This window comes from Mycobacterium sp., from assembly GCF_025933915.1.
Lineage (GTDB): Bacteria > Actinomycetota > Actinomycetes > Mycobacteriales > Mycobacteriaceae > Mycobacterium.
Genome location: NZ_JAICZA010000036.1, coordinates 16,450 through 36,216 on the forward strand (window position 1 = coordinate 16,450; position 19,767 = coordinate 36,216).

The following is a 19,767-nucleotide window of genomic DNA, read 5'->3' on the forward strand; positions in this document are numbered from 1 at the left end:
GCTGCGCTTGAGCGTGCCGGGCCGGTACGGCTGTGGATGCTGTATGCGGCCGAGCGAACCCACTGAAGGAGCCCGCCATCCGCGCCTTACGTGTACAGCTGCCGATGCGGGTGCTGTCACTGCGCACCATCGTCATCGTCGCCGCGTTGTCGGTGATCACCCTGGTCGTGCTGCTGGGCACCTGGGTGTGGGTGGGCGTCACCAACGACCAGTACAGCCAGCTCGATCGCCGGCTCGATTCGGTCAGCAGTTTGGGCGACATCAGCAGCCTGCTCAACAACGCCGAGCGCAACAGTCCGGACCGGGCCACGCCGGACGGCAACCTGGTGCGCACCGCGCGCATCGGCGGGGTCACCGTGTCGGTGCCCAGCGACATCGTGTTGCCCCAGCTTCCCGACGGTTATGCCAACACCACCATCAATGGCGTGCAGTACCGCGTTCGTACCTTCACCGCGGGCCCTGCCTCGATAGCGCTGGCCGCGCCATTGGCCGAAGCCCAGCATCGGATCAACGAATTGCATCTGCGGGTGTTGTTGATCTGCGCCAGCGTGATCGGCGGCACGGTCGTGGTGGGTTGGGTGATCTCGTTGATCATGGTCAATCCGTTCCTGTTGCTGGCGCAGCAAGCCCGCGCGATCAGTGCGCAGTCCAGTCCCGACGAGGTCCAGGTTCGGGGTGTGCGCGAGGCCGTGGAGATCGCCGAGGCGGTCGAGGGGATGCTGGCCCGCATCGGCAACGAGCAACAGCGCACCAGGGCGGCGCTCGAGTCAGCCCGCGACTTCGCGGCGGTCGCCTCCCACGAGCTGCGGACGCCGTTGACGGCCATGCGCACCAACCTGGAGGTGTTGTCCACCCTGGACCTGTCGCCCGAGCAGCGGCACGAGGTCATCGGCGACGTCATCCGCACCCAGAGCCGCATCGAAGCGACGCTGACGGCGCTGGAGCGGCTGGCCCAGGGCGAACTGACCACGGTCGACGATTTCGTCCCGTTCGACATCACCGAGCTGCTGGATCGTGCCGCACACGACGCGCCGCGCACCTACCCCGACGTCGAGGTGTCGCTGGTGCCCTCGCCGACGGTGCTGATGATCGGGCTGCCCACCGGCCTGCGGCTGGTGATCGACAACGCCATCGCCAACGCCGTCAAGCACGGCAATGCCGGCAAGATCCAGCTGACCGTCAGCAGTTCCAGCGAGGGCGTGGAGATCGCGATCGACGACGACGGCACCGGGGTTCCGGAATCCGAACGTGCCGCGGTGTTCGAACGCTTCGCCCGTGGATCGACGGCCGCGCGTTCGGGGTCGGGGCTGGGCCTGGCGCTGGTCGCTCAGCAAGCCGAATTGCACGGCGGCACAGCGGCATTGCAGACCAGCCCGCTCGGTGGCACTCGACTTCTGCTGAGGCTGGCCGGCGACGGGCGTGGTCCGGCCTAGTGGCCTTGCCGAATTGGGGCCGATCTTTACGGCCAAGAAATGTTTTTTCCGACAAGCCCGCCGAAAGCCGGCCCGGCTACCAATGGCGCGGGGGTTCGATCGGCGGCGCGTGCCGTTTACCCGCCCGCCATTTCCCGCAATATGCCGGCCACTATTACGCCGCCTTTCCGAATGGCCCATTCGGCGACAAACTCGACGGCTACGGTGCGCGCCGCACCCGATAACCGCGATGCTTTTGTGACTGCCGAGCCTTGAGTGGCGATTGAGGTTTATCGGTTGACTCCCCGTGGGAAATCACCAGTTTCACACTTGGGACCAGCATTAGTTACCGAAATCAAGGGCCGTACATCCGGCCGATAGGGACCGAATACAAGATCAGCGAAACCGCACTACACTAAGGCTCCTAGAAGGCCCCTAGAAGGCCCCAAGCACGTGGCTTTGGCGTCGAGCGTTCGGAGGGAATCATGGTTGTTTCGGTGCAGTCAGAGGCGGTTCTGGCGTCCGCAGCCGCCGAGTCGGCGATCAGCGCGGAGACCGAGGCGGCGGCCTCGGCGGCGTCGCCGGTCCTGCTGGGGGTGCTGCCCATGGGCGGCGATCCCGATTCGGTGATGTTCGCGGCGGCGTTGAACGCGTGCGGCGCCGGCTACCTGGGAGTGGTGTCCGAGCACGCCGCCCAGCGCGGCTTGTTCTCCGGCACGCAGAGCCTCGCCTCGGGCACCTACGTCGTCACCGAGCTCATGCGCAGCTTGACGCTGGCCATTGGCGCTTAGTCGCCAGCGACATCTAAAAGGGGGAAGTACGCATGGCCGATCCGGGGTGGGCTGCGCGTACGCCTGAGGAAAACGACCTGCTGCTCAAGGCGGGCGCGGGCGTTGTCACTCATTTGGCGAACCAGGCAGCCTGGACCGCGTTGGCGGCGACCCATCACGGTTCCAGCATCGCCTCGACCATCAACACCGTCGCGACGTCGGCGAGCTGGACGGGCGCTGGTTCGTTGGCCTCGGCGACCAACGCCACCGCGCTGAACACGTCGCTGCACGGGCTTGCCGGCTGGGTCGACGTCAAACCGGCGGTGGTGTCGACCGCGGTCTCGGCGTATCAGATGGCGTACGGCTCGATGCGCCCCGCTCCCGAATGCATCGGCAACCGCACCGAGACCGCCGCCGACTACGGCATCAACCCGCTGGTGCTCGGCGCGTTGACGCCACGGATCACGTCGCTGGAGCTCGAGTACTTCGGCTCGATGTGGCCGAACAACTCCGCGGTCGGGGCCAGCTACGGAACGATCCTCACGGCGCTGTCCCAAAGCCTGACGATTCCGCCCCCGATCGCAACCATGGGTGCCTCGCCGGCCGCCCCGGCGCAGGCCGCGGCGGCGGTGGGTGAGTCGGCGGCACAAATGGGCGCGGGCGACGGCATGCGCGCCGCCATGCAGGGCGCCCAGACGGGGTCGCAGGGCGCCGGTCAGGCGACCTCGGGTGCCCAGGACTTCATGGGCCAGGCCGGCACCTTGATGCAGCCCGTGCAGCAGCTGATGGGCGCCGCCCCCCAGGTGATGCAGGCTCCCATGCAGGCGATGCAGGCTCCGATGCAGATGATGCAGCCGCTGATGGGCATGTTCGCCAATCCCGGCGCCATGGGCCTGGGCGGGGCAACGCCGGCGGTCTCGGCAGTGTCGGCCACCGGCCTTTCCGCAGCGGAAGCCGGTGGGGGCGCGTCCATGGGCAGCGCGGGCGTGCCCGCGACCAGTTTCACCCGCCCGGTCAGCGCCTTCGAGCCCGCCACCAGTGGCCGGCCGGTGGGGCTGCGCCCGGCCGGGGCGTTAGGCGCCGACGCCATGCGACCGCAGACCACGACGATGGGTGGGGCCCCGATGGGCGGCATGCCCGTGGGGCACGGGGCGGGCGGCGACCGCGGGTCCCGTGACAAGGCCGAACAGCCCGCGACGGTGCGGGTTGTCGACGCTCGAGTCTGAAGCACACCCCTGGTGAAAGGTGAATCGACAGGTCCAAATAGCCGCCATACACTTCGCTTCATGCCCTTACGGGGGGCGGCCAACCGCAGAAGGAGAATTCCGTGACAATCAAGGTGACCCCGCAAATGCTTCGCGATACTTCAAACGCGATTCAGGCGAACATGGAACATGCGATCGGGATCGGTCAGGGGTACGTCGCAAATCAGGAAAATGTGATGAATCCGGCCACGTGGTCCGGTGACGCTGTCGCCGCGTCGCACGCAACGGCCATCGAGGTCCAAAATGACTTGAACAAAGTCTTGACCGGCGGTACGCGCCTGGCTGAGGGCCTCACGAAGGCGGCGGCATTGATGGAAGGCCACGAGGCGGATTCCTCGCACGCCTTTACCGCGCTTTTCGGCGGCCACGGCTCCTGACCCGTCGACTCATTCGTCAATTCGTAAAGTTCTTTTGAAAGGAAATTCACCATGTCCGACCCGATCACTTACAACCCCGGGGCCGTAGCCGACTTCGCCACCGATGTCGCCTCCCGTGCCGGCCAGTTGCAGTCCATTTTCGACGACACCTCGAACCGGACGCACGCCCTGCAGGAATTCTTCGCCGGCCACGGCGCGTCGGGCTTCTTCGAGGCGCAGGCGCAGATGCTGTCGGGGCTGCAGGGTCTCATCGACACCATCCGCCAGCACGGGCAGACGACCTCGCACGTGCTCGACAGTGCGCTCAGCACCGACCAGCACATCGCCGGCCTGTTCTGAGCCCGTTGCACCACCGGGACCAGCGAAGGTGGGGCAGCTGCGCCGAGCGTATGTGGCCCCACCTTCGGTCTCTTGTTCGCCGGTCGAGGGAGTCGCTGATCAAAGGCGGGGCGACATGCTGACAACGACGGTCGATGGCTTATGGGTGCTGCAAGCGGTCACCGGGGTGGAGCAAACCTGCCCCGAGCTGGGGTTGCGGCCCATGCTGCCGCGGCTCGACACCCCGGAGCGCGCGCTGGGGCACCCCGCGGCCGCCGAGTTGGTGGCCGCCGGTGCGCTCGACGAGGCCGGCAACGTCGACCCGATGATCCGCGAATGGCTCACCGTCCTGCTGCGGCGAGACCTGGGTCTGGTCGTGATGATCGGTGTTCCGGGGCGCGAGCCGACGCGTGCATCGATCAGCCGTTTCGCGACCTGGTGGGTGGTCTTGGAGCGGCACGGTGACCTGGTGCGTTTGTACCCCGCCGGCACGGCCGGCAACGAATCATCGGCCAGCGAGCTCGTGGTCGGTCAGATCGAGCGGTTGTGCGGCGTGGCCGAGGCGGCGTCGCTGCGGCCGGTCACCCTGGACACCGAGCAATTGCTGAACTCGGTGCGCGACACCGCCAGCCTGCGAGCGTTTCTGCTCGAACAGCGTCTCGACGCCGACCAGCTGCAGGTGGTTCTCACCGCCGCCGATCCCGCGCGGTCCGCGCACGCGAACATCGTCGCGCTGCAGGCCGGTGTCGGGCCGGACGAATTGGCGCGCGTGGCCGTCGGTGATTCGACGGTGTCCATCGTCGACACCCCCGGGGGCCGGGTCTGCATCGAAAGCGTCACCTCGGGGCAGCGGCGCTACCAGATCCTCTCGCCCGGCTCGCGCAGCGACATCGGCGGAGCGGTGCAACGGCTCATTCGCCGATTGCCCGCGGGCGACGAGTGGCACTCGTATCGGCGTGTGGTGTGACAGCGAGCCGGTTATCGGATGCCGAAATAACATAGCTAACCAAAGTCTTGTAATAACAACGCCTGTCGCACTTGAAAGGTCTCTGAACGGGTAAACGCGGTATCGCGAACCGTGTTAGCATCTCGTCGTGACGAGCCCTTGGAATGACCCGAATATGTCGGACGAAGGAGCGCTCAGACGGGGGGATCCGTCAGGGGGCAGCAACTTCCCGGATTCGGTATCCGACACGATGCGTATTACCGATCTGGCCGCGCCGCGAAAGATTCCACCGGGGTCGGGTTGGCGTAAATTCATTTACGCCATCTCATTTCGAAAAATAAATCCGGGCGAATCTCCCCGTGAACGGCACTACCGTGATTTGCAAAACCGTATCCGCCGGCATATTCGACGGCAGTATGTGATCACCGTGGTCTCCGGCAAGGGCGGCGTCGGGGTCACGACGCTCGTCGCCTGCCTCGGCGGGGTCTTCCGGGAATGCCGCCCGCAGAACGTGATTGCGATCGACGCCGTCCCCGGTTTCGGCACGCTGGCCGACCGCATCGACGACTCCCCGCCGGGTGACTACACCGCCATCATCAACGACACCGACGTCCAGGGCTACGCCGACATCCGAGAACATCTGGGGCAGAACGCAGTTGGTCTCGACGTTCTGGCCGGAAACCGGACGTCGGACCAGCCCAGGCCGCTGGTACCGGCGATGTTTTCCGGGGTGCTGTCGCGACTGCGGCGTACCCACACGGTGATGATCGTCGACACCTCCCCCGATCTCGAACACGAAGTGATGAAACCGGTATTGGAGAACACCGACACCCTCGTCTTCGTTTCGGGCATCACCGCGGACCGCTCGCGCCCGGTGCTACGGGCGGTGGATTACCTGCGGTCGCAGGGCTACCACGAGCTGGTCTCGCGCAGCACCGTGATCGTGAACCACACCGACCAGATCACCGACAAGGACGCCCTGGCCTACCTGACCGAGCGGTTCACCAAGGTCGGGGCGACCGTCGAAGCGCTGCCGTTTGATCCGCACCTCGCCAAAGGCGGCATCATCGATACGGTTCACGAGTTGAAGAAGAAATCGCGGTTGCGCCTCTTTGAAATCACCGCGGGGCTGGCCGACAAATACATTCCTGACGCCGAGCGGGCGGTGCCGTGACATCGCCGCATAAGGTCGCTTTTCCGGCGCGTTGTGCGGTGAACATTTCTTACGAGAAGCATCTCTGTTCCCAAGTTTTCCCCGCCGGAATTCCGATGGAGGGATTCTTCGAGGGAATGGTCGAGCTGTTCGATGCCGACCTGAAGCGCAAAGGTTTTGACGGCATTTCGCTGCCGGCCGGCAGCTACGAACTCCACAAGATCAATGGCGTCCGGCTCGATATCAATAAGAGCCTCGACGAGCTGGGCGTCCAGGACGGCGACACCCTGGTGCTGGTGCCCCGGGTCGACGGGGAATCGTTCGAACCGCAGTACGAGTCGCTGTCGACGGGGTTGGCCGCCATGGGCAAGTGGCTGGGCCGCGACGGCGGCGATCGGATGTTCGCGCCCGTGACGCCGCTGACGGCCGCTCACACAGCGGTCGCGGTCATCGCGATGGCGGTGGCGGTGGTCGTGGCCCTGACGCTGCGGACACGGACGTTCACCGACGGCCCGATCCCGGCGGCGGTGGCGGGCGGGGTCGGCGGTCTCCTGGTGATCGCGACGCTGGTGGCGCGCAGCGGATGGCGGGAACGACGCGACCTGTTCAGCGGGTTCGCCTGGCTTGCGGTGGTCTCGCTGGCCGCTGCCGGTGCCTGCGCTCCGCCGGGTGTGCTCGGCGCGGCGCACGGGCTGATCGGCGCCGTGGTGGTGGTCTTGGGCGCCGTCGCCATCGGGGTGACCGCGCGCAATCGGTGGCAGACCGCGGTGGTCACCGCCGTGGTAACGGTTTCCGGGGTCCTGGCCGTCGTCGCCGCCGTCCGGATGTTCCGGCCGGCTTCGGCGCAGGTGCTGGCGGTATGTGTGTTGGTCGGATTGCTCGTCCTGGTCCGGATGGCCCCCCTGATCGCGTTATGGGTGGCCCGGGTCAGGCCGCCGCATTTCGGATCGATCACCGGCCGGGACTTGTTCGCGCGGCGCGAGGGGATGCCGGTCGACACCGTGTCTCCGGTCAGTGAGGACGAATCCGAGGACGAAGACAACGAACTGACCGACATCACCGCGCGCGGCGCCGCGATCGCCGCCTCGGCGCGATTGGTCAACGCGGTCCAGGTGGGCCTGTGCGTCGGGGTATCGATCGTGCTGCCGGCCGCGGTGTGGGGCGTGTTGACCCCGGGACGCCAGTGGGCCTGGTTGGCGCTGGTGGTCGCCGGCCTGGTGGTGGGCATCTTCATCACCCAGGGCCGCGGCTTCGCCGCCAAATACCAGGCCGTCGCGCTGGTATGCGGGGCATCGGCCGCGGTGTGCGCGGGAGTGGTCAAATACGCCGTCGCCGGGCCGAAAGACGCGATGACGGGACTGCTGTGGCCGGTGGTGGCGGTGGCGACATTCGCCGCATTGGGCTTGGCCGCAGCGCTTTTGGTGCCGGCCATCCGGTTCAGACCGTTCATCCGGTTGACCGTGGAATGGGTGGAAGTGCTCGCATTCATCGTTCTGCTGCCAGCGGCGGCGGCCCTGGGAGGGCTCTTCACGTGGATTCGCCACTGAGAACCGCTGCGGCGCTGACCGCCGCCCTGACCTTGGTTGCGTTGTCCGCCAATATCCCTGCCGCACAAGCGATCACACCGCCATCGGTGGACCCGGGGATGGTGCCACCGGACGGCCCGCCGCGGCCCGATCAGCCGATGCGCCGCGCCAACAGCTGCTCGTCGCCGATCACCGTGCGAAACCCCGATGTGGCGCAGCTGGCTCCCGGATTCAACCTGCTCAACATCACCAAGGCATGGCAATACAGCACGGGCAACGGTGTGCCCGTCGCGGTCATCGACACCGGAGTGACGCCGAACCCGCGGCTACCGGTGGTGCCCGGTGGCGACTACATCATGGGTGAGGACGGCCTGACGGACTGCGACGCCCACGGCACCATCGTCAGCTCGATCATCGGCGCTGCGCCCCAAGGGATTTTGCCCATGCCGCGGCCCATGCCGGCCACCCCGGCGTTCCCCCCGGCGGCCGGGCCGCCGCCCGTCGCCGGGGCGCCTGCCCCTCCGGTCGAGGTTCCGCCCCCGATGGCACCACCGCCCCCGCCGCCGCCGGTGACGATCACCCAGGTCCTTCCGCCGCCACCGCCGCCGCCCCCGCCACCGGAGGGAGGCGGCGCCACCGCCGCATCGAACGGGCCACCCGATCCGCAGACCGAGGAAGAACCCGCGGTGCCGCCGCTCCCTCCCGGAGCGCCCGATGGGGTGGTGGGTGTGGCCCCGCACGCGACCATCATCTCGATTCGGCAATCCTCACGGGCCTTCGAACCCGTCAACCCGCCACCGGGCGATCCCAACTCCGACGAGAAGGTCAAGGCGGGCACGCTGAATTCGGTTGCGCGCGCGGTGATTCACGCCGCGAACATGGGCGCGAAGGTGATCAACATTTCGGTCACCGCCTGCCTGCCCGCGGCGGCCCCGGCCGATCAGCGGGCGCTGGGCGCGGCGCTGTGGTACGCGGCCACCGCGAAGGACGCGGTGGTCGTGGCGGCCGCCGGCAACGACGGGGAGGCCGGCTGCAACAACAACCCGATGTATGACCCGCTGGATCCCTCGGATCCACGGGACTGGCATCAGGTCAAGGTCGTCTCGGCCCCGTCCTGGTTTTCCGATTACGTCCTGTCGGTGGGCGCCGTCGACGCCAGTGGCGCCGCGCTGGACAAGAGCATGTCGGGCCCCTGGGTCGGCGTCGCCGCACCGGGGACCCACATCATGGGTCTCTCACCCCAAGGTGGCGGGCCCGTCAACGCCTACCCGCCGTCGAGGCCGGGCGAGAAGAACATGCCGTTCTGGGGCACCAGTTTCTCGGCGGCCTACGTCAGCGGAGTCGCGGCATTGGTGCGCGCGAAATACCCCGATCTCAGTGCGCACCAGGTGATCAACCGGATCGTGCAGTCGGCGCACAATCCACCCGCGGGGGTCGACAACAAGGTCGGCTACGGGCTGGTGGACCCCGTCGCGGCGTTGACCTTCAACATCCCGCCGGGCGACCGGATGCCTCCGGGTGCCCAAAGCCGGGTCATCACCCCGGCGGCACCGCCGCCACCGCCCGACCACCGGGCGCGCAACATCGCCATCGGATTCCTGGGCGTCGTGGCCGCCGGTGTGCTGGTGTTCGCGATCGCCGCGCGCTTGCGGAGGGCCCGATGAGGCCCAACCTCACCGGGTTCAGCCGCGGCAGTAACCGCCGGGTGGTCGGGGTGTGGGTGGTATTCATGCTCGCGCTCGCGAGCTGGCTGCTGGCCGGCTATATCGGTGCCGCGGTCGCCGTGGTGGTAGGCGTCGCGCTGGTGTTCGTGCGCTGGTGGGGCCAGCCGGCGTGGTCGTGGGCGGTGCTGTGGCGGCGCGGCCGGCGCCCGATCGACTGGGCGGCTCCGATCACCGTGGCCAACAACCGATCCGGTGGCGGCGTGCGCGTGCAAGACGGGGTCGCCGTGGTCGCGGTGCAACTGCTGGGCAGGGCGCATCAAGCCACGATGGTGACCGGCTCGGTGACCGTCGAGACAGACAACGTGCTCGACGTCGTCGAATTGGTGCCGATGCTGCGCCAGGCCCTCGGTCTGCAACTCGACTCGATCAGCGTCGTCAGCATCGGTTCCCGGCACGGAACCATCGGGGACTACCCGCGGGTCTACGACTCCGAGATCGGCACCCCGCCGTACGCGGGCCGGCGCGAGACCTGGCTGATCATGCGGTTGGCGGTGATCGGCAACGCCCACACCCTGGTCTGGCGCACAACTGTTGGCGCGGCGGCGATTTCGGTGGCCCAGCGCATCGCGGGCCTCCTGCGCTGCGAAGGCCTGCGGGCCAAGGTGGCCACGGCCACCGATCTGGTCGAACTCGATCGCCGGCTCGGCTGGGACGCGGTGTCGGGGCCGGCGCAGCGATGGAAAGCCATTCGCGGGGAAGCGGGCTGGCTGACCACCTATGCGTATCCGCCGGAGGCGATCACGTCGCGCAACCTTTCCCAGGCGTGGACGCTGCGCGCCGACGAGGTCATCCAGAACGTCACCGTGTATCCGGACGCGCGGTGCACGGCGACGATCACCGTGCGCACGCCGACGCCCGCGCCCACGCCGCCCAGCGTGGTCCTGCGCCGGCTCAACGGCGAGCAGGCCGCGGCGGCGTCGGGCAACATGTGCGGCCCCCGACCACACCTGCGCGGTATGCGGCGCAGCCCGCTGCCCGCGGAGCTGGTCACCGAGATCGGTCCCTCGGGTGTGCTGATCGGGAAGCTCAGCACCGGCGATCGGCTGTTGATGCCGGTGACCGATGCCGGTGAGCTGTCGCGCGTGTTCGTCGCCGCTGACGACCCGATCGCCAAGCGGATCGTGATCCGCACCGCCGGCGCCGGGGAACGAGTCTGCGTGCACACCCGCGACATGTCGCGCTGGGCCAGCGTACGAATGCCGGAGATCGGCGTCGTCAACGGCTCGCGCCCGGCACCGCGCACCACCGTCAGCGTCGTGGAATACGCCGCGGCGATTTCGCCCACTCCGCGACCGGCGACCGTGATCACCATCGCCCCGGCGGGCGCCAGGCTCTCCGAGGGACAGCGCCACGGCTTCGAGGTGATAATCGAGCAGGTTGGCCCAGCGGTGGTGAATGTCACTGCGGCGGGGAAGAATTGGCTTGCCGAGATGGACATGTTCCGTGCCGAGAACCGCTATGTCAGCCTGGATCCGGTCAGCATGTCGGTCGGCATGTAGCAGGTCCGTAACGCGAGTTTGAGGCACAGTTTGATGAGCGCACGCGGTGGCAGCTCGGTCCGGCCGAGGGCGGCCGCCCGCAATCGCGATGACCGCGGCCGCGGCGCTCGTGATGGGGGATGTGATGGGTGATTTACAAACGGCCCGAAGGCATTTCGACCAGGCCATGGGTATCAAGAACCGGCAGGGGCGGGCGGCCGCGTTGCCGGAGTTCGTCGCCGCCACCGACGCCGACGCGTCGATGGCCGATGCATGGCTGGGGCGCATCGCGTGCGGCGACAGCGACCTGGCGTCGCTGCGGCATCTCTATGCCACCAGCGAATGGCTGCACCGTGAGACCACGCGCATCGGGCAGACGCTGGCCGCGGAGATCCAGCTCGGCCCCTACATCGGAATCACCGTCACCGACGCATCGCAGGTCGGGTTGGCGCTGTCGTCCGCATTGACGATCGCCGGGGAATACGCCGACGCCGACAAACTGCTGGCCAACCGCGACCTGCTGGACTCGTGGACCAACTACCAGTGGCACCAGCTGGCCCGCACCTTCTTGATGTACCGGACGCAGCGCTGGCCGGACGTGCTGCTGGCGGCCGCCGAGGAGTTGCCCGCGCAGGCGATCGTCATGTCGGCTGTGACGGCGTCGATCTGCGCGTTGGCCGCGCACGCCGCCGCCCACCTCGGGCAGGGCCGGGTCGCCCTGGACTGGCTGGACCGTGTCGACGTGATCGGGCACACCCAGTCGTCGGCCCGCTTCGACGCCGATGTGTTGACCGCCTCGATCGGCCCGTCCGACATTCCGCTGCTCGTCGCCGATCTGGCGTACGTGCGGGGGATGGTGCACCGCCAGCTGCGTGAGGAGGACAAGGCCCAGATCTGGCTGTCCAAGGCCACCATCAACGGGGTCCTCACCGCGGCGGCCAAAGAAGCGTTGGCGGACCCGAACCTGCACCTGGTGGTCACCGACGAAGAAACCATCGACAGCCGCACCGATCGTTGGGACGCCTCGTCGGCCAAGAGCCGCGACGAACTCGATGACGACGCCACCGCCGATCGGCGGGCCGAGCTGCTGGCCGAGGGACGCAAGCTGCTGGCGAAGCAGGTGGGACTGGCCGCCGTCAAGCAAGCGGTCGCGGCGCTCGAAGACCAACTCGAAGTGCGAATGATGCGACTCGAGCACGGCCTGCCGGTGGAGGGGCAGACCAACCACATGCTGCTCGTCGGCCCGCCCGGCACCGGTAAGACGACCACGGCCGAAGCGCTGGGCAAGATCTATGCCGGCATGGGGATCGTGCGCAACCCCGAAATCCGGGAGGTGCGGCGTTCGGATTTCTGCGGCCACTTCATCGGTGAGTCGGGGCCCAAGACCAATGAACTGATCGAAAAGTCGCTTGGCCAAATCATTTTCATGGATGAGTTCTACTCGCTGATCGAACGCCATCAAGACGGCACACCCGACATGATCGGCATGGAGGCCGTCAATCAGCTCCTCGTCGCGTTGGAAGCGCACCGATTCGACTTCTGTTTCATCGGCGCGGGCTATGAAGACCAGGTGGACCAATTCCTCACCGTGAACCCGGGTTTGGCCGGCCGGTTCAACCGCAAGCTGCGCTTCGAGTCCTACTCGCCGGCAGAGATCGTCGAGATCGCGAACCGCTACGCGACACCGCGGGCCAGCCTGCTCGACGATGCCGCACGCGAGAAGTTCCTGGACGCGGCGACGACCATCCGCGCCTACACCACTCCTGGTGGGCGGCACGGCATCGACGCCATGCAGAACGGCAGGTTCGCACGCAATGTCGTCGAACGTGCCGAAGGCTTCCGGGACACCAGGGTGGTCGCGCAAAAGCGTGCGGGCCAACCGGTGACGGTCGAGGACCTTCAGATCATCACCGCGGCCGACATCGAGGCGGCGGTGCGCAGCGTGTGTTCGGACAACCGCGACATGGCGGCCATCGTCTGGTGACCGCCGGCGATCACGTCGGCTCGAAGCGGAAGACGGCGAGCCGCCCCGCCAGCGCCTCGAATTCGTCGGCCGTTCCGTCGCGCACCATTCCCGAGCGTTTCGCGAACGCCACGCCGACGGGGACTTTGGCGGGGAACTCCCGCAGCACCGGCCGCGCCTCACGGGCGGAGAGTTCGACGATCCGGACGCGCCGTGACCGCCGGCCCCGGCGCAGGGTGCCGGAGCCCGCGGCGCGGGCGTTCGCCGCCCAGTCGGCGCCGGGATAACCGGCCACCACGTAGAGGCCGCCCCGGAAGTCGAAGGGGGTCATCGGTGTGCTGCGGGGTCGACCCGACTTACGCCCGGGCACGGTGAGCACCATGGCGGGCCCGGTCGGAATGCCCAGCCGTTGTACCGCCATCATGAACTTGTTCATGGGCTTGAGGTAGCGCGGGGGACGCGGTGCGGTCATGTCAGACTCCTTGCTCGTCGGTGAAGGCGCCGCGGTGCTCAGCCACCCAGTGGGCGAACGGAAGTGCCGGCCGGCCGAGGATCTTCTCGACGTCGTGGGTGACCATTGCGGGTTTGTCGAGCGACTCGGCGAGCATCGCCAGGTAGGCGTCGGCGAACCCGGCGCTGAACCCCAAACCCAGAAACCGTTGCCGCACAGCGTCTGCGGGAACCTCGATGTACTGCAGCTGCCGCCCCAGGACCGCGCCGATGACCGCCACCAGCTCCGCGTTGGTGAGCGCCTGCGGACCGGTCAGCGGGATCCGCTGTCCGACAAGCTCCTCGGTGAGCAGCGCGTGCGCGGCAACACCCGCAATGTCCGTCTCGACGATCGGCGCCGTCGATGCGGCGGCGTATGGCCCGGCGACCACGTCGCCGGCGCGGAGCTGAGTGGACCACATGCCGGCGAAATTCGAAGCGAACACGGTGGGCCGCAGGCTCACCCAGGCCAGGCCGGAGTCGACGGCGAGCTGCTCGACCTCCTTGTTGCGGTCGCCGCGAAATCGGGACGGCTGCCGGGATACGTCGTCGTCGGCATTGATCGCCGACAACGCGACCAGCTTGGAGATGCCGGCCCGCCCGCATTGGGTCACAACGTCGTCGAGCTGCCCGCCCAGCGCGCGGGAGTTCAGGAAGACCGCCGACGCGTCCGACAGCGCCTCGGCGGCGGAATGGAACACCTCGACATCGGCGGGAAATCCGGCCGGCCCCGGTTGTCGGGTGACCGCGCGCACGTGTGCTCCCGCGGTGAGCAGTTCGTTGACGAGCGGGCGCCCGACGTTGCCGGTCGCCCCGGTGACGACGATTGTCATGGGATGGTTCCTTTCGTGAATTTTGTGCACTGCTGCAAGGACGGGGCAAAAGATGGGAAAGTTACAGCGGAGAACGCGTAACTTTTTGCGGCAGCAGATCGTCGAAGAGTCATGAACCCGTCGCCGTCAGCGGGCGACCAGGTCGCCGAGGCCTGGCGCCGCCATCGCCCGTATCTGGTCAACCTCGCCTACCAGATGCTGGGCGACATCGGCGAGGCGGAAGACGTTGCGCAGGAAGCGTTCCTGCGGCTCTCGCGCGCCGAGATCAGCGAGATCGAGGATGTCCGGGGCTGGCTGACGGTGGTGGCCAGCCGGCTTTGCCTCGACCAGGTGCGCTCGGCCCGCGCCCGCTACGAACGCCCCGGCGACATCGGGGAGCGGCCGGCGGCGCGCCGCTCCGACCCGGCCGACCGGATCACCCTCGACGACGAGATCCGCACCGCGCTGCTGGAAGTCCTGCGCAGGCTCAGCCCCGCTGAACGGGTCGCCTTCGTGCTGCACGACGTGTTCAGCGTGCCCTTCGACTCGATCTCGCAAACCGTGGGTCGTCCGGTCGGCACCTGTCGCCAGCTGGCGCGGCGCGCGCGGGCCAAATTCATTGCGGCGCAACCGAAGGTGAACGCGGTGGCCGCGGCCGAACACCAGCTCGTCACAGAGAAGTTCATCACCGCGTGCGCCAACGGTGACCTCGTCGCGCTGGCCGCGGTCCTGGACCCGACGGTCTGGGGCGTGGGCACGATCCTGGCCGACCCGGCGCCGCCGCCCCAGGTCAATCACGGGCCAGACGCGGTGGCCACCAACCTGTTGCGCTATCTGTGGCCGGACGTGACCCTGGTCAGCGGTCCCGTCGGGGCGCCGGTGCTGCTGGCCTTCACCGACCGCCGCCTGTTCGCCGTCATCGTGCTGACCATCCGCGGGGCGCGGGTGGGCAAAATCGAGGCGATCGCCGACCCGTCGGCGCGAACCGGGAACTCCGCCGGCAAGGCCTAGCTCTGTGTGTGGTTCGGCCCGTTGTCGCCCGAACGGTCGGGACGCGCCGTGAAATAGCCGGCGATCGTCGCCGTGATCTCGAGAAACTTGCGCCGCGTGGCCGGCGCCATTTCACGGGTCACGTCGATGACGCCACCGGGCCGCAGGTGCGGGTCGAACGGCACTTCGATGACCGGCCGCCCGTGGTCGATGAACTCGCGGGCAAGCAACGCGCGGGTGCGTTTGTCGGCGTGGCCGTCGGAATCGTTGAGCACCACGATGCTGTGGCGCAGCAGCGTCGCCAGGCCCTGATCCGCCAGCCACTCCATGGTCCGCGCGGCGGCGGACGCGCCGTCGGCCCAGGGCGAGGACACGACGATCAGCGCGTCGAGATCCCGCAGCACCTCCTGGGTGAGAGGGGCGTCCATCGTCGAACCGCAGTCGATGACCGAAATCGTGAAATGGCGGTCCAGCCGCAGCGCCGCTTCCCGGTAGATCGCGGGATCGAGCACGCGGCGCGGGCCCGCGGCCGGTTCACCGCCGAGCACGTGCAGGCCCGCGGAATTGCGGCCCAGCCGCGCCACCACATCGTCGAAGGACCGGAGGTTCTGGTCGGCGGTGAGCTCCCAGAACGAGCGCGTCGACCCCGGATCGATTCGGCTGCTGAGCCGCCCGAAGGCGGTATCGGCGTCGATCGCCACGACGTGGTCTTGCCGGCGGAGTTCGGCGAACAGCGAGCCGACGCTGGCGGCCACCGACGTCTTCCCCACACCGCCCTTGCCCAGCACACCGACCTTGCAGTTGCCGTACAGGCGGGTCTGGATGGCCGCTTCGAATTGCGCCTCCTGCCGTTGGGCGGGCGACGGGCCCAGGTTGATCAGGCCGAAGGTGGCGATCCGCAGGATGCGTCGCCAACCGCGGTCGGGCAATTCGTGGGGCGGCGCCGCCGGGGGCGCCGGCGCCCAGCCCTGGGGCGGCGCGGGCGGCCGGGCCGGAGGAGGAGGGGAAGGCGGAGCCGACGGCCGCGGGGCGCCCTGGGGCCGGTGCGGAGGGGGACCAGACGGGTGCGGAGGGGGACCAGACGGGCGCGCCGCCGCGGTGCTCGACCGCTCGGGGCGCAGACGGTCCCGCAGGAATTCGTCGCGCTCGTTCATGGGCTCCTCGGGTGCCGGGCGTCGGTCGTCGCGCCGGTGGCCCGACCGCGACTAACGTCTTACGTGATAAGCGCCACGGTCCAGCGTGCGACGCCGGATGTGGCCAATACCGGGTCCAGTATCTCCTCACCCGGCCGGTGCCGAAACCTGCAAACTCGACCGGGCTCACCGCGGGGCCCTCGTGAAGCCACGAGTGGGGCACTGAGCACGCTCATCCCCGCCCCTAACAGCGCCACCCCCGGACCGGCGAGCGTCGACAGCAAACCTGATGTGGTGGGTTTCCCTGGGCCGTGGCCATCCGCGGCGAGAGCTGCTGTGCGGGAAATCACGGACCCGCCCAGCGGCGCGGCAATATCGCCGATCAGCGGGGACAGCGAAATTTACGACCCTGCCGGCCGACGGTTAGACTTGACGAAGTTGGCATGTCAGGCGGGTATTGTCATATCGTTTTACGACTTGTCGAGACCGGTTCCAGGCCACCGTTCAGAGCTGCACGGACATCCCTACAGGATCATCTCCGCCTGGGGCACAGCCCATCGAGACAAGGCCGCAGGGGTTTTAGCCCGCAACCTTCGGGTGCGACCTCATCGGGGCCGCCGCCACGGTCGCGCAGAACGTTCACGTGAAGGGTCAGGTGCATATGACGCCCAAGCGCGTCGGGTTATACAACCCCGCGTTCGAGCACGACGCGTGCGGGGTTGCCATGGTCGTCGATATGCACGGCCGTCGCAGCCGCGACATTGTCGATAAGGCAATCACCGCGCTGCTCAATCTCGAACACCGGGGTGCCCAGGGCGCCGAGCCCCGCAGCGGGGACGGCGCCGGCATCATGCTTCAGGTTCCCGATGCCTTCCTTCGCGAAGTCGTGGACTTCGAGTTGCCGGCGCCGGGCAGCTACGCCACCGGCATCGCCTTCTTGCCGCAGTCGTCCAAGGACGCCGCCACCGCGTGCGCCGCGGTGGAGAAGATCGCCGAGGCCGAGGGGCTGACGGTGCTGGGCTGGCGCAACGTCCCCACCGATGACTCGTCGCTGGGCGCGCTGTCGCGCGACGCGATGCCCACCTTCCGGCAGGTGTTCATGGCGGGGGAGTCCGGCATGACGCTGGAGCGCCGCGCCTACGTGGTCCGCAAGCGCGCCGAGCACGAACTGGGCACCAAGGGCCCCGGTCAAGACGGTCCCGGCCGCGAAACGGTCTACTTCCCGAGCCTGTCGGGTCAGACCCTCGTATACAAGGGCATGTTGACCACCCCGCAGCTCAAGGCGTTTTACCTTGACCTGCAAGACAATCGGTTGACCAGCGCGCTGGGCATCGTGCACTCCCGGTTCTCCACCAACACCTTTCCGTCCTGGCCGCTGGCGCATCCGTTCCGGCGCGTCGCCCACAACGGCGAGATCAACACCGTCACCGGCAATGAGAACTGGATGCGGGCCCGCGAGGCGTTGATCAAGACCGACGTCTTCGGCTCGGAAGCCGACGTCGAGAAGTTGTTCCCGATCTGCACCCCGGGCGCCTCCGACACGGCGCGCTTCGACGAGGCGCTCGAGCTGCTCCACCTGGGTGGGCGCAGCCTGGCCCACGCCGTGTTGATGATGATCCCTGAGGCGTGGGAGCGCAACGAATCGATGGACCCCGCGCGCCGGGCGTTCTACCGGTACCACGCCTCGCTGATGGAGCCGTGGGACGGACCGGCGTCGATAACCTTCACCGACGGCACGATCATCGGTGCGGTGCTCGACCGTAATGGCTTGCGCCCCTCGCGGATCTGGGTCACCGAGGACGGTTTGGTGGTGATGGCGTCCGAGGCCGGTGTGCTGGACCTGGACCCGGCCAAGGTGGTGCGCCGGATGCGGCTACAGCCCGGCCGCATGTTCCTGGTGGACACCGCGCAGGGCCGCATCGTCTCCGACGAGGAGATCAAAGCGGAACTGGCCGCCGAGCACCCGTATCAGGAGTGGCTGGACAGGAATCTCGTCCCCCTTGACGACTTGCCGCAAGGCCACTACAAGCGGATGCCGCACGACCGACTGGTCAAGCGCCAGCAGGCATTCGGCTACACCTATGAGGAACTCAACCTGTTGGTGGCGCCGATGGTGCGAAGCGGCGCCGAACCGATCGGGTCGATGGGAACCGACACCCCCGTCGCGGTGCTCTCGCAGCGACCGCGGATGCTCTACGACTACTTCCAGCAGCTCTTCGCTCAGGTGACCAACCCGCCACTGGACGCCATCCGTGAGGAGGTCGTGACCAGCCTGCAGGGCACCACCGGCGGCGAGCGTGACCTGCTTACGCCGACCGAGCTCTCGTGTCACCAGATCGCGCTGTCGCAGCCGATCCTGCGCAACCGGGAGCTGGCCAAGCTGGTCAACCTCGACCCGGAGGACGAGGTCAACGGGCGTCCGCATGGCATGCGCTCCAAGGTAATTCGCTGTCTGTACCCGGTGGCCGAGGGTGGCGCCGGGCTGGCCGCCGCCATCGAGGACGTGCGTGCGCAGGCGTCGTCGGCCATCGCCGACGGCGCGCGAGTGATCATCTTGTCCGACCGCGAATCCGACGAACAGATGGCGCCCATTCCGTCGCTGCTCGCGGTGGCGGGCGTGCACCACCATCTGGTGCGCGACCGGACACGGACCCACGTCGGCCTGGTGGTGGAAACCGGTGACGCCCGCGAGGTGCACCACATGGCGGCGCTGGTCAGCTTCGGCGCCGCGGCGATCAACCCGTACCTGGCGTTCGAGTCCATCGAGGACATGCTGGACCGGGGCGTCATCGAGGGAATTGACCGTAAGGCGGCGCTGAACAACTACATCAAGGCCGCCGGCAAGGGCGTGCTGAAAGTGATGTCCAAGATGGGCATTTCAACCCTGGCCTCCTACACCGGTTCGCAGCTGTTCCAGGCCGTCGGGATTTCCGAGGATGTGCTCAGCGAATACTTCACCGGGTTGAGCTGTCCGATCGGCGGGATCACCCTGGACGACATCGCCGTCGACGTCGCCGCCCGTCACGCGTTGGCCTACCTGGACCGGCCGGGTGAACGCGCCCACCGCGAGCTCGAAGTGGGCGGGGAATACCAATGGCGCCGCGAGGGCGAGTACCACCTGTTCAACCCGGAGACCGTCTTCAAGCTGCAGCACTCCACGCGCACCGGCCAGTACAAAGTGTTCAAGGACTACACCCGTCTGGTCGACGACCAGAGCGAGCGCATGGCCTCTCTGCGCGGCCTGCTCAAGTTCCGCGCCGGTGTGCGGCCACCGATCCCACTGGACGAGGTCGAGCCCGCCAGCGAAATCATCAAACGCTTCTCGACCGGGGCGATGAGCTACGGCTCGATCTCCGCGGAGGCGCACGAGACGCTGGCCATCGCGATGAACCGGCTGGGCGGTCGGTCCAA

Annotated in this window: 16 protein-coding genes; 13 read left to right on the plus strand and 3 right to left on the minus strand. The window is 67.9% G+C overall.

Annotation, left to right across the window (positions count from 1 at the left end; all coding sequences use genetic code 11):
• The first annotated feature begins 104 nt into the window (after nucleotides 1–104).
• The 11 genes from Q0W90_RS08350 (at nucleotide 105) to eccA2 (ending at nucleotide 12,953) form a co-directional block, all read left to right on the plus strand.
• Entirely contained in the window at nucleotides 105–1,433 is a 1,329-nt protein-coding gene (locus Q0W90_RS08350) for a HAMP domain-containing sensor histidine kinase (protein WP_297697400.1), read from the plus strand.
• Between the two features lie 464 nt (nucleotides 1,434–1,897).
• Nucleotides 1,898–2,203 carry a PE domain-containing protein gene (locus tag Q0W90_RS08355; protein WP_297593266.1) on the plus strand — a complete coding sequence of 102 codons (306 nt, stop codon included), beginning with the start codon at nucleotides 1,898–1,900 and terminating at the stop codon, nucleotides 2,201–2,203.
• Between the two features lie 32 nt (nucleotides 2,204–2,235).
• A complete protein-coding gene (locus Q0W90_RS08360) occupies nucleotides 2,236–3,408 on the plus strand; it encodes a PPE family protein (RefSeq protein ID WP_297593268.1) in 1,173 nt (390 codons plus the stop codon).
• A 101-nt stretch (nucleotides 3,409–3,509) separates the two neighbouring features.
• Nucleotides 3,510–3,824: a WXG100 family type VII secretion target gene (locus tag Q0W90_RS08365; protein WP_008262887.1), complete on the plus strand. Its 315-nt coding sequence runs from the start codon at nucleotides 3,510–3,512 to the stop codon at nucleotides 3,822–3,824.
• 51 nt (nucleotides 3,825–3,875) lie between these two features.
• Entirely contained in the window at nucleotides 3,876–4,163 is a 288-nt protein-coding gene (locus tag Q0W90_RS08370; protein WP_008262888.1) for a WXG100 family type VII secretion target, read from the plus strand.
• A gap of 115 nt (nucleotides 4,164–4,278) precedes the next feature.
• Nucleotides 4,279–5,109, plus strand: a complete 831-nt coding sequence (locus Q0W90_RS08375; RefSeq protein WP_297593281.1) for an ESX secretion-associated protein EspG — start codon at nucleotides 4,279–4,281, stop codon at nucleotides 5,107–5,109.
• A gap of 127 nt (nucleotides 5,110–5,236) precedes the next feature.
• Nucleotides 5,237–6,262 carry a MinD/ParA family protein gene (locus tag Q0W90_RS08380; protein WP_297593287.1) on the plus strand — a complete coding sequence of 342 codons (1,026 nt, stop codon included), beginning with the start codon at nucleotides 5,237–5,239 and terminating at the stop codon, nucleotides 6,260–6,262.
• Nucleotides 6,259–7,788, plus strand: a complete 1,530-nt coding sequence (eccD, locus tag Q0W90_RS08385) for a type VII secretion integral membrane protein EccD (protein WP_297593289.1) — start codon at nucleotides 6,259–6,261, stop codon at nucleotides 7,786–7,788. Before Q0W90_RS08380 ends, eccD begins: the two co-directional genes overlap by 4 nt.
• A complete protein-coding gene (gene mycP2 / locus Q0W90_RS08390) occupies nucleotides 7,773–9,431 on the plus strand; it encodes a type VII secretion system ESX-2 serine protease mycosin MycP2 (RefSeq protein WP_297774071.1) in 1,659 nt (552 codons plus the stop codon). Before eccD ends, mycP2 begins: the two co-directional genes overlap by 16 nt.
• Nucleotides 9,428–10,990, plus strand: coding sequence for a type VII secretion protein EccE (gene eccE / locus Q0W90_RS08395; protein WP_297593292.1), 1,563 nt, complete (start codon nucleotides 9,428–9,430; stop codon nucleotides 10,988–10,990). The genes mycP2 and eccE overlap by 4 nt, the downstream gene beginning before the upstream one ends.
• 112 nt (nucleotides 10,991–11,102) lie before the next feature.
• On the plus strand, nucleotides 11,103–12,953 hold the full coding sequence (gene eccA2, locus Q0W90_RS08400; protein WP_297774076.1) for a type VII secretion system ESX-2 AAA family ATPase EccA2: 1,851 nt from the start codon (nucleotides 11,103–11,105) through the stop codon (nucleotides 12,951–12,953).
• Between the two features lie 10 nt (nucleotides 12,954–12,963).
• Here eccA2 and Q0W90_RS08405 read toward each other — a convergent pair whose 3' ends face one another.
• Together Q0W90_RS08405 and Q0W90_RS08410 are read right to left on the minus strand one after the other, a co-directional pair.
• Entirely contained in the window at nucleotides 12,964–13,404 is a 441-nt protein-coding gene (locus tag Q0W90_RS08405) for a nitroreductase family deazaflavin-dependent oxidoreductase (RefSeq protein ID WP_297593294.1), read from the minus strand.
• Nucleotide 13,405: 1 nt separating this feature from the next.
• Nucleotides 13,406–14,254 (minus strand): NAD(P)H-binding protein, encoded by an 849-nt coding sequence (locus tag Q0W90_RS08410; RefSeq protein ID WP_297593296.1) that lies wholly within the window; start codon nucleotides 14,252–14,254, stop codon nucleotides 13,406–13,408.
• A gap of 111 nt (nucleotides 14,255–14,365) precedes the next feature.
• Here Q0W90_RS08410 and sigI point away from each other — a divergent pair, with 111 nt between their 5' ends.
• Nucleotides 14,366–15,244, plus strand: a complete 879-nt coding sequence (gene sigI, locus Q0W90_RS08415; protein WP_297593298.1) for an RNA polymerase sigma factor SigI — start codon at nucleotides 14,366–14,368, stop codon at nucleotides 15,242–15,244.
• On the opposite strand, the gene Q0W90_RS08420 is transcribed toward sigI, so the two are convergent.
• A complete protein-coding gene (locus Q0W90_RS08420) occupies nucleotides 15,241–16,377 on the minus strand; it encodes a MinD/ParA family protein (protein ID WP_297593300.1) in 1,137 nt (378 codons plus the stop codon). The genes sigI and Q0W90_RS08420 overlap by 4 nt on opposite strands.
• Before the next feature lie 640 nt (nucleotides 16,378–17,017).
• Here Q0W90_RS08420 and Q0W90_RS08425 point away from each other — a divergent pair.
• On the plus strand, nucleotides 17,018–19,767 hold a 2,750-nt coding region (locus tag Q0W90_RS08425), incomplete at its 3' end, for a glutamate synthase central domain-containing protein (protein ID WP_297774074.1).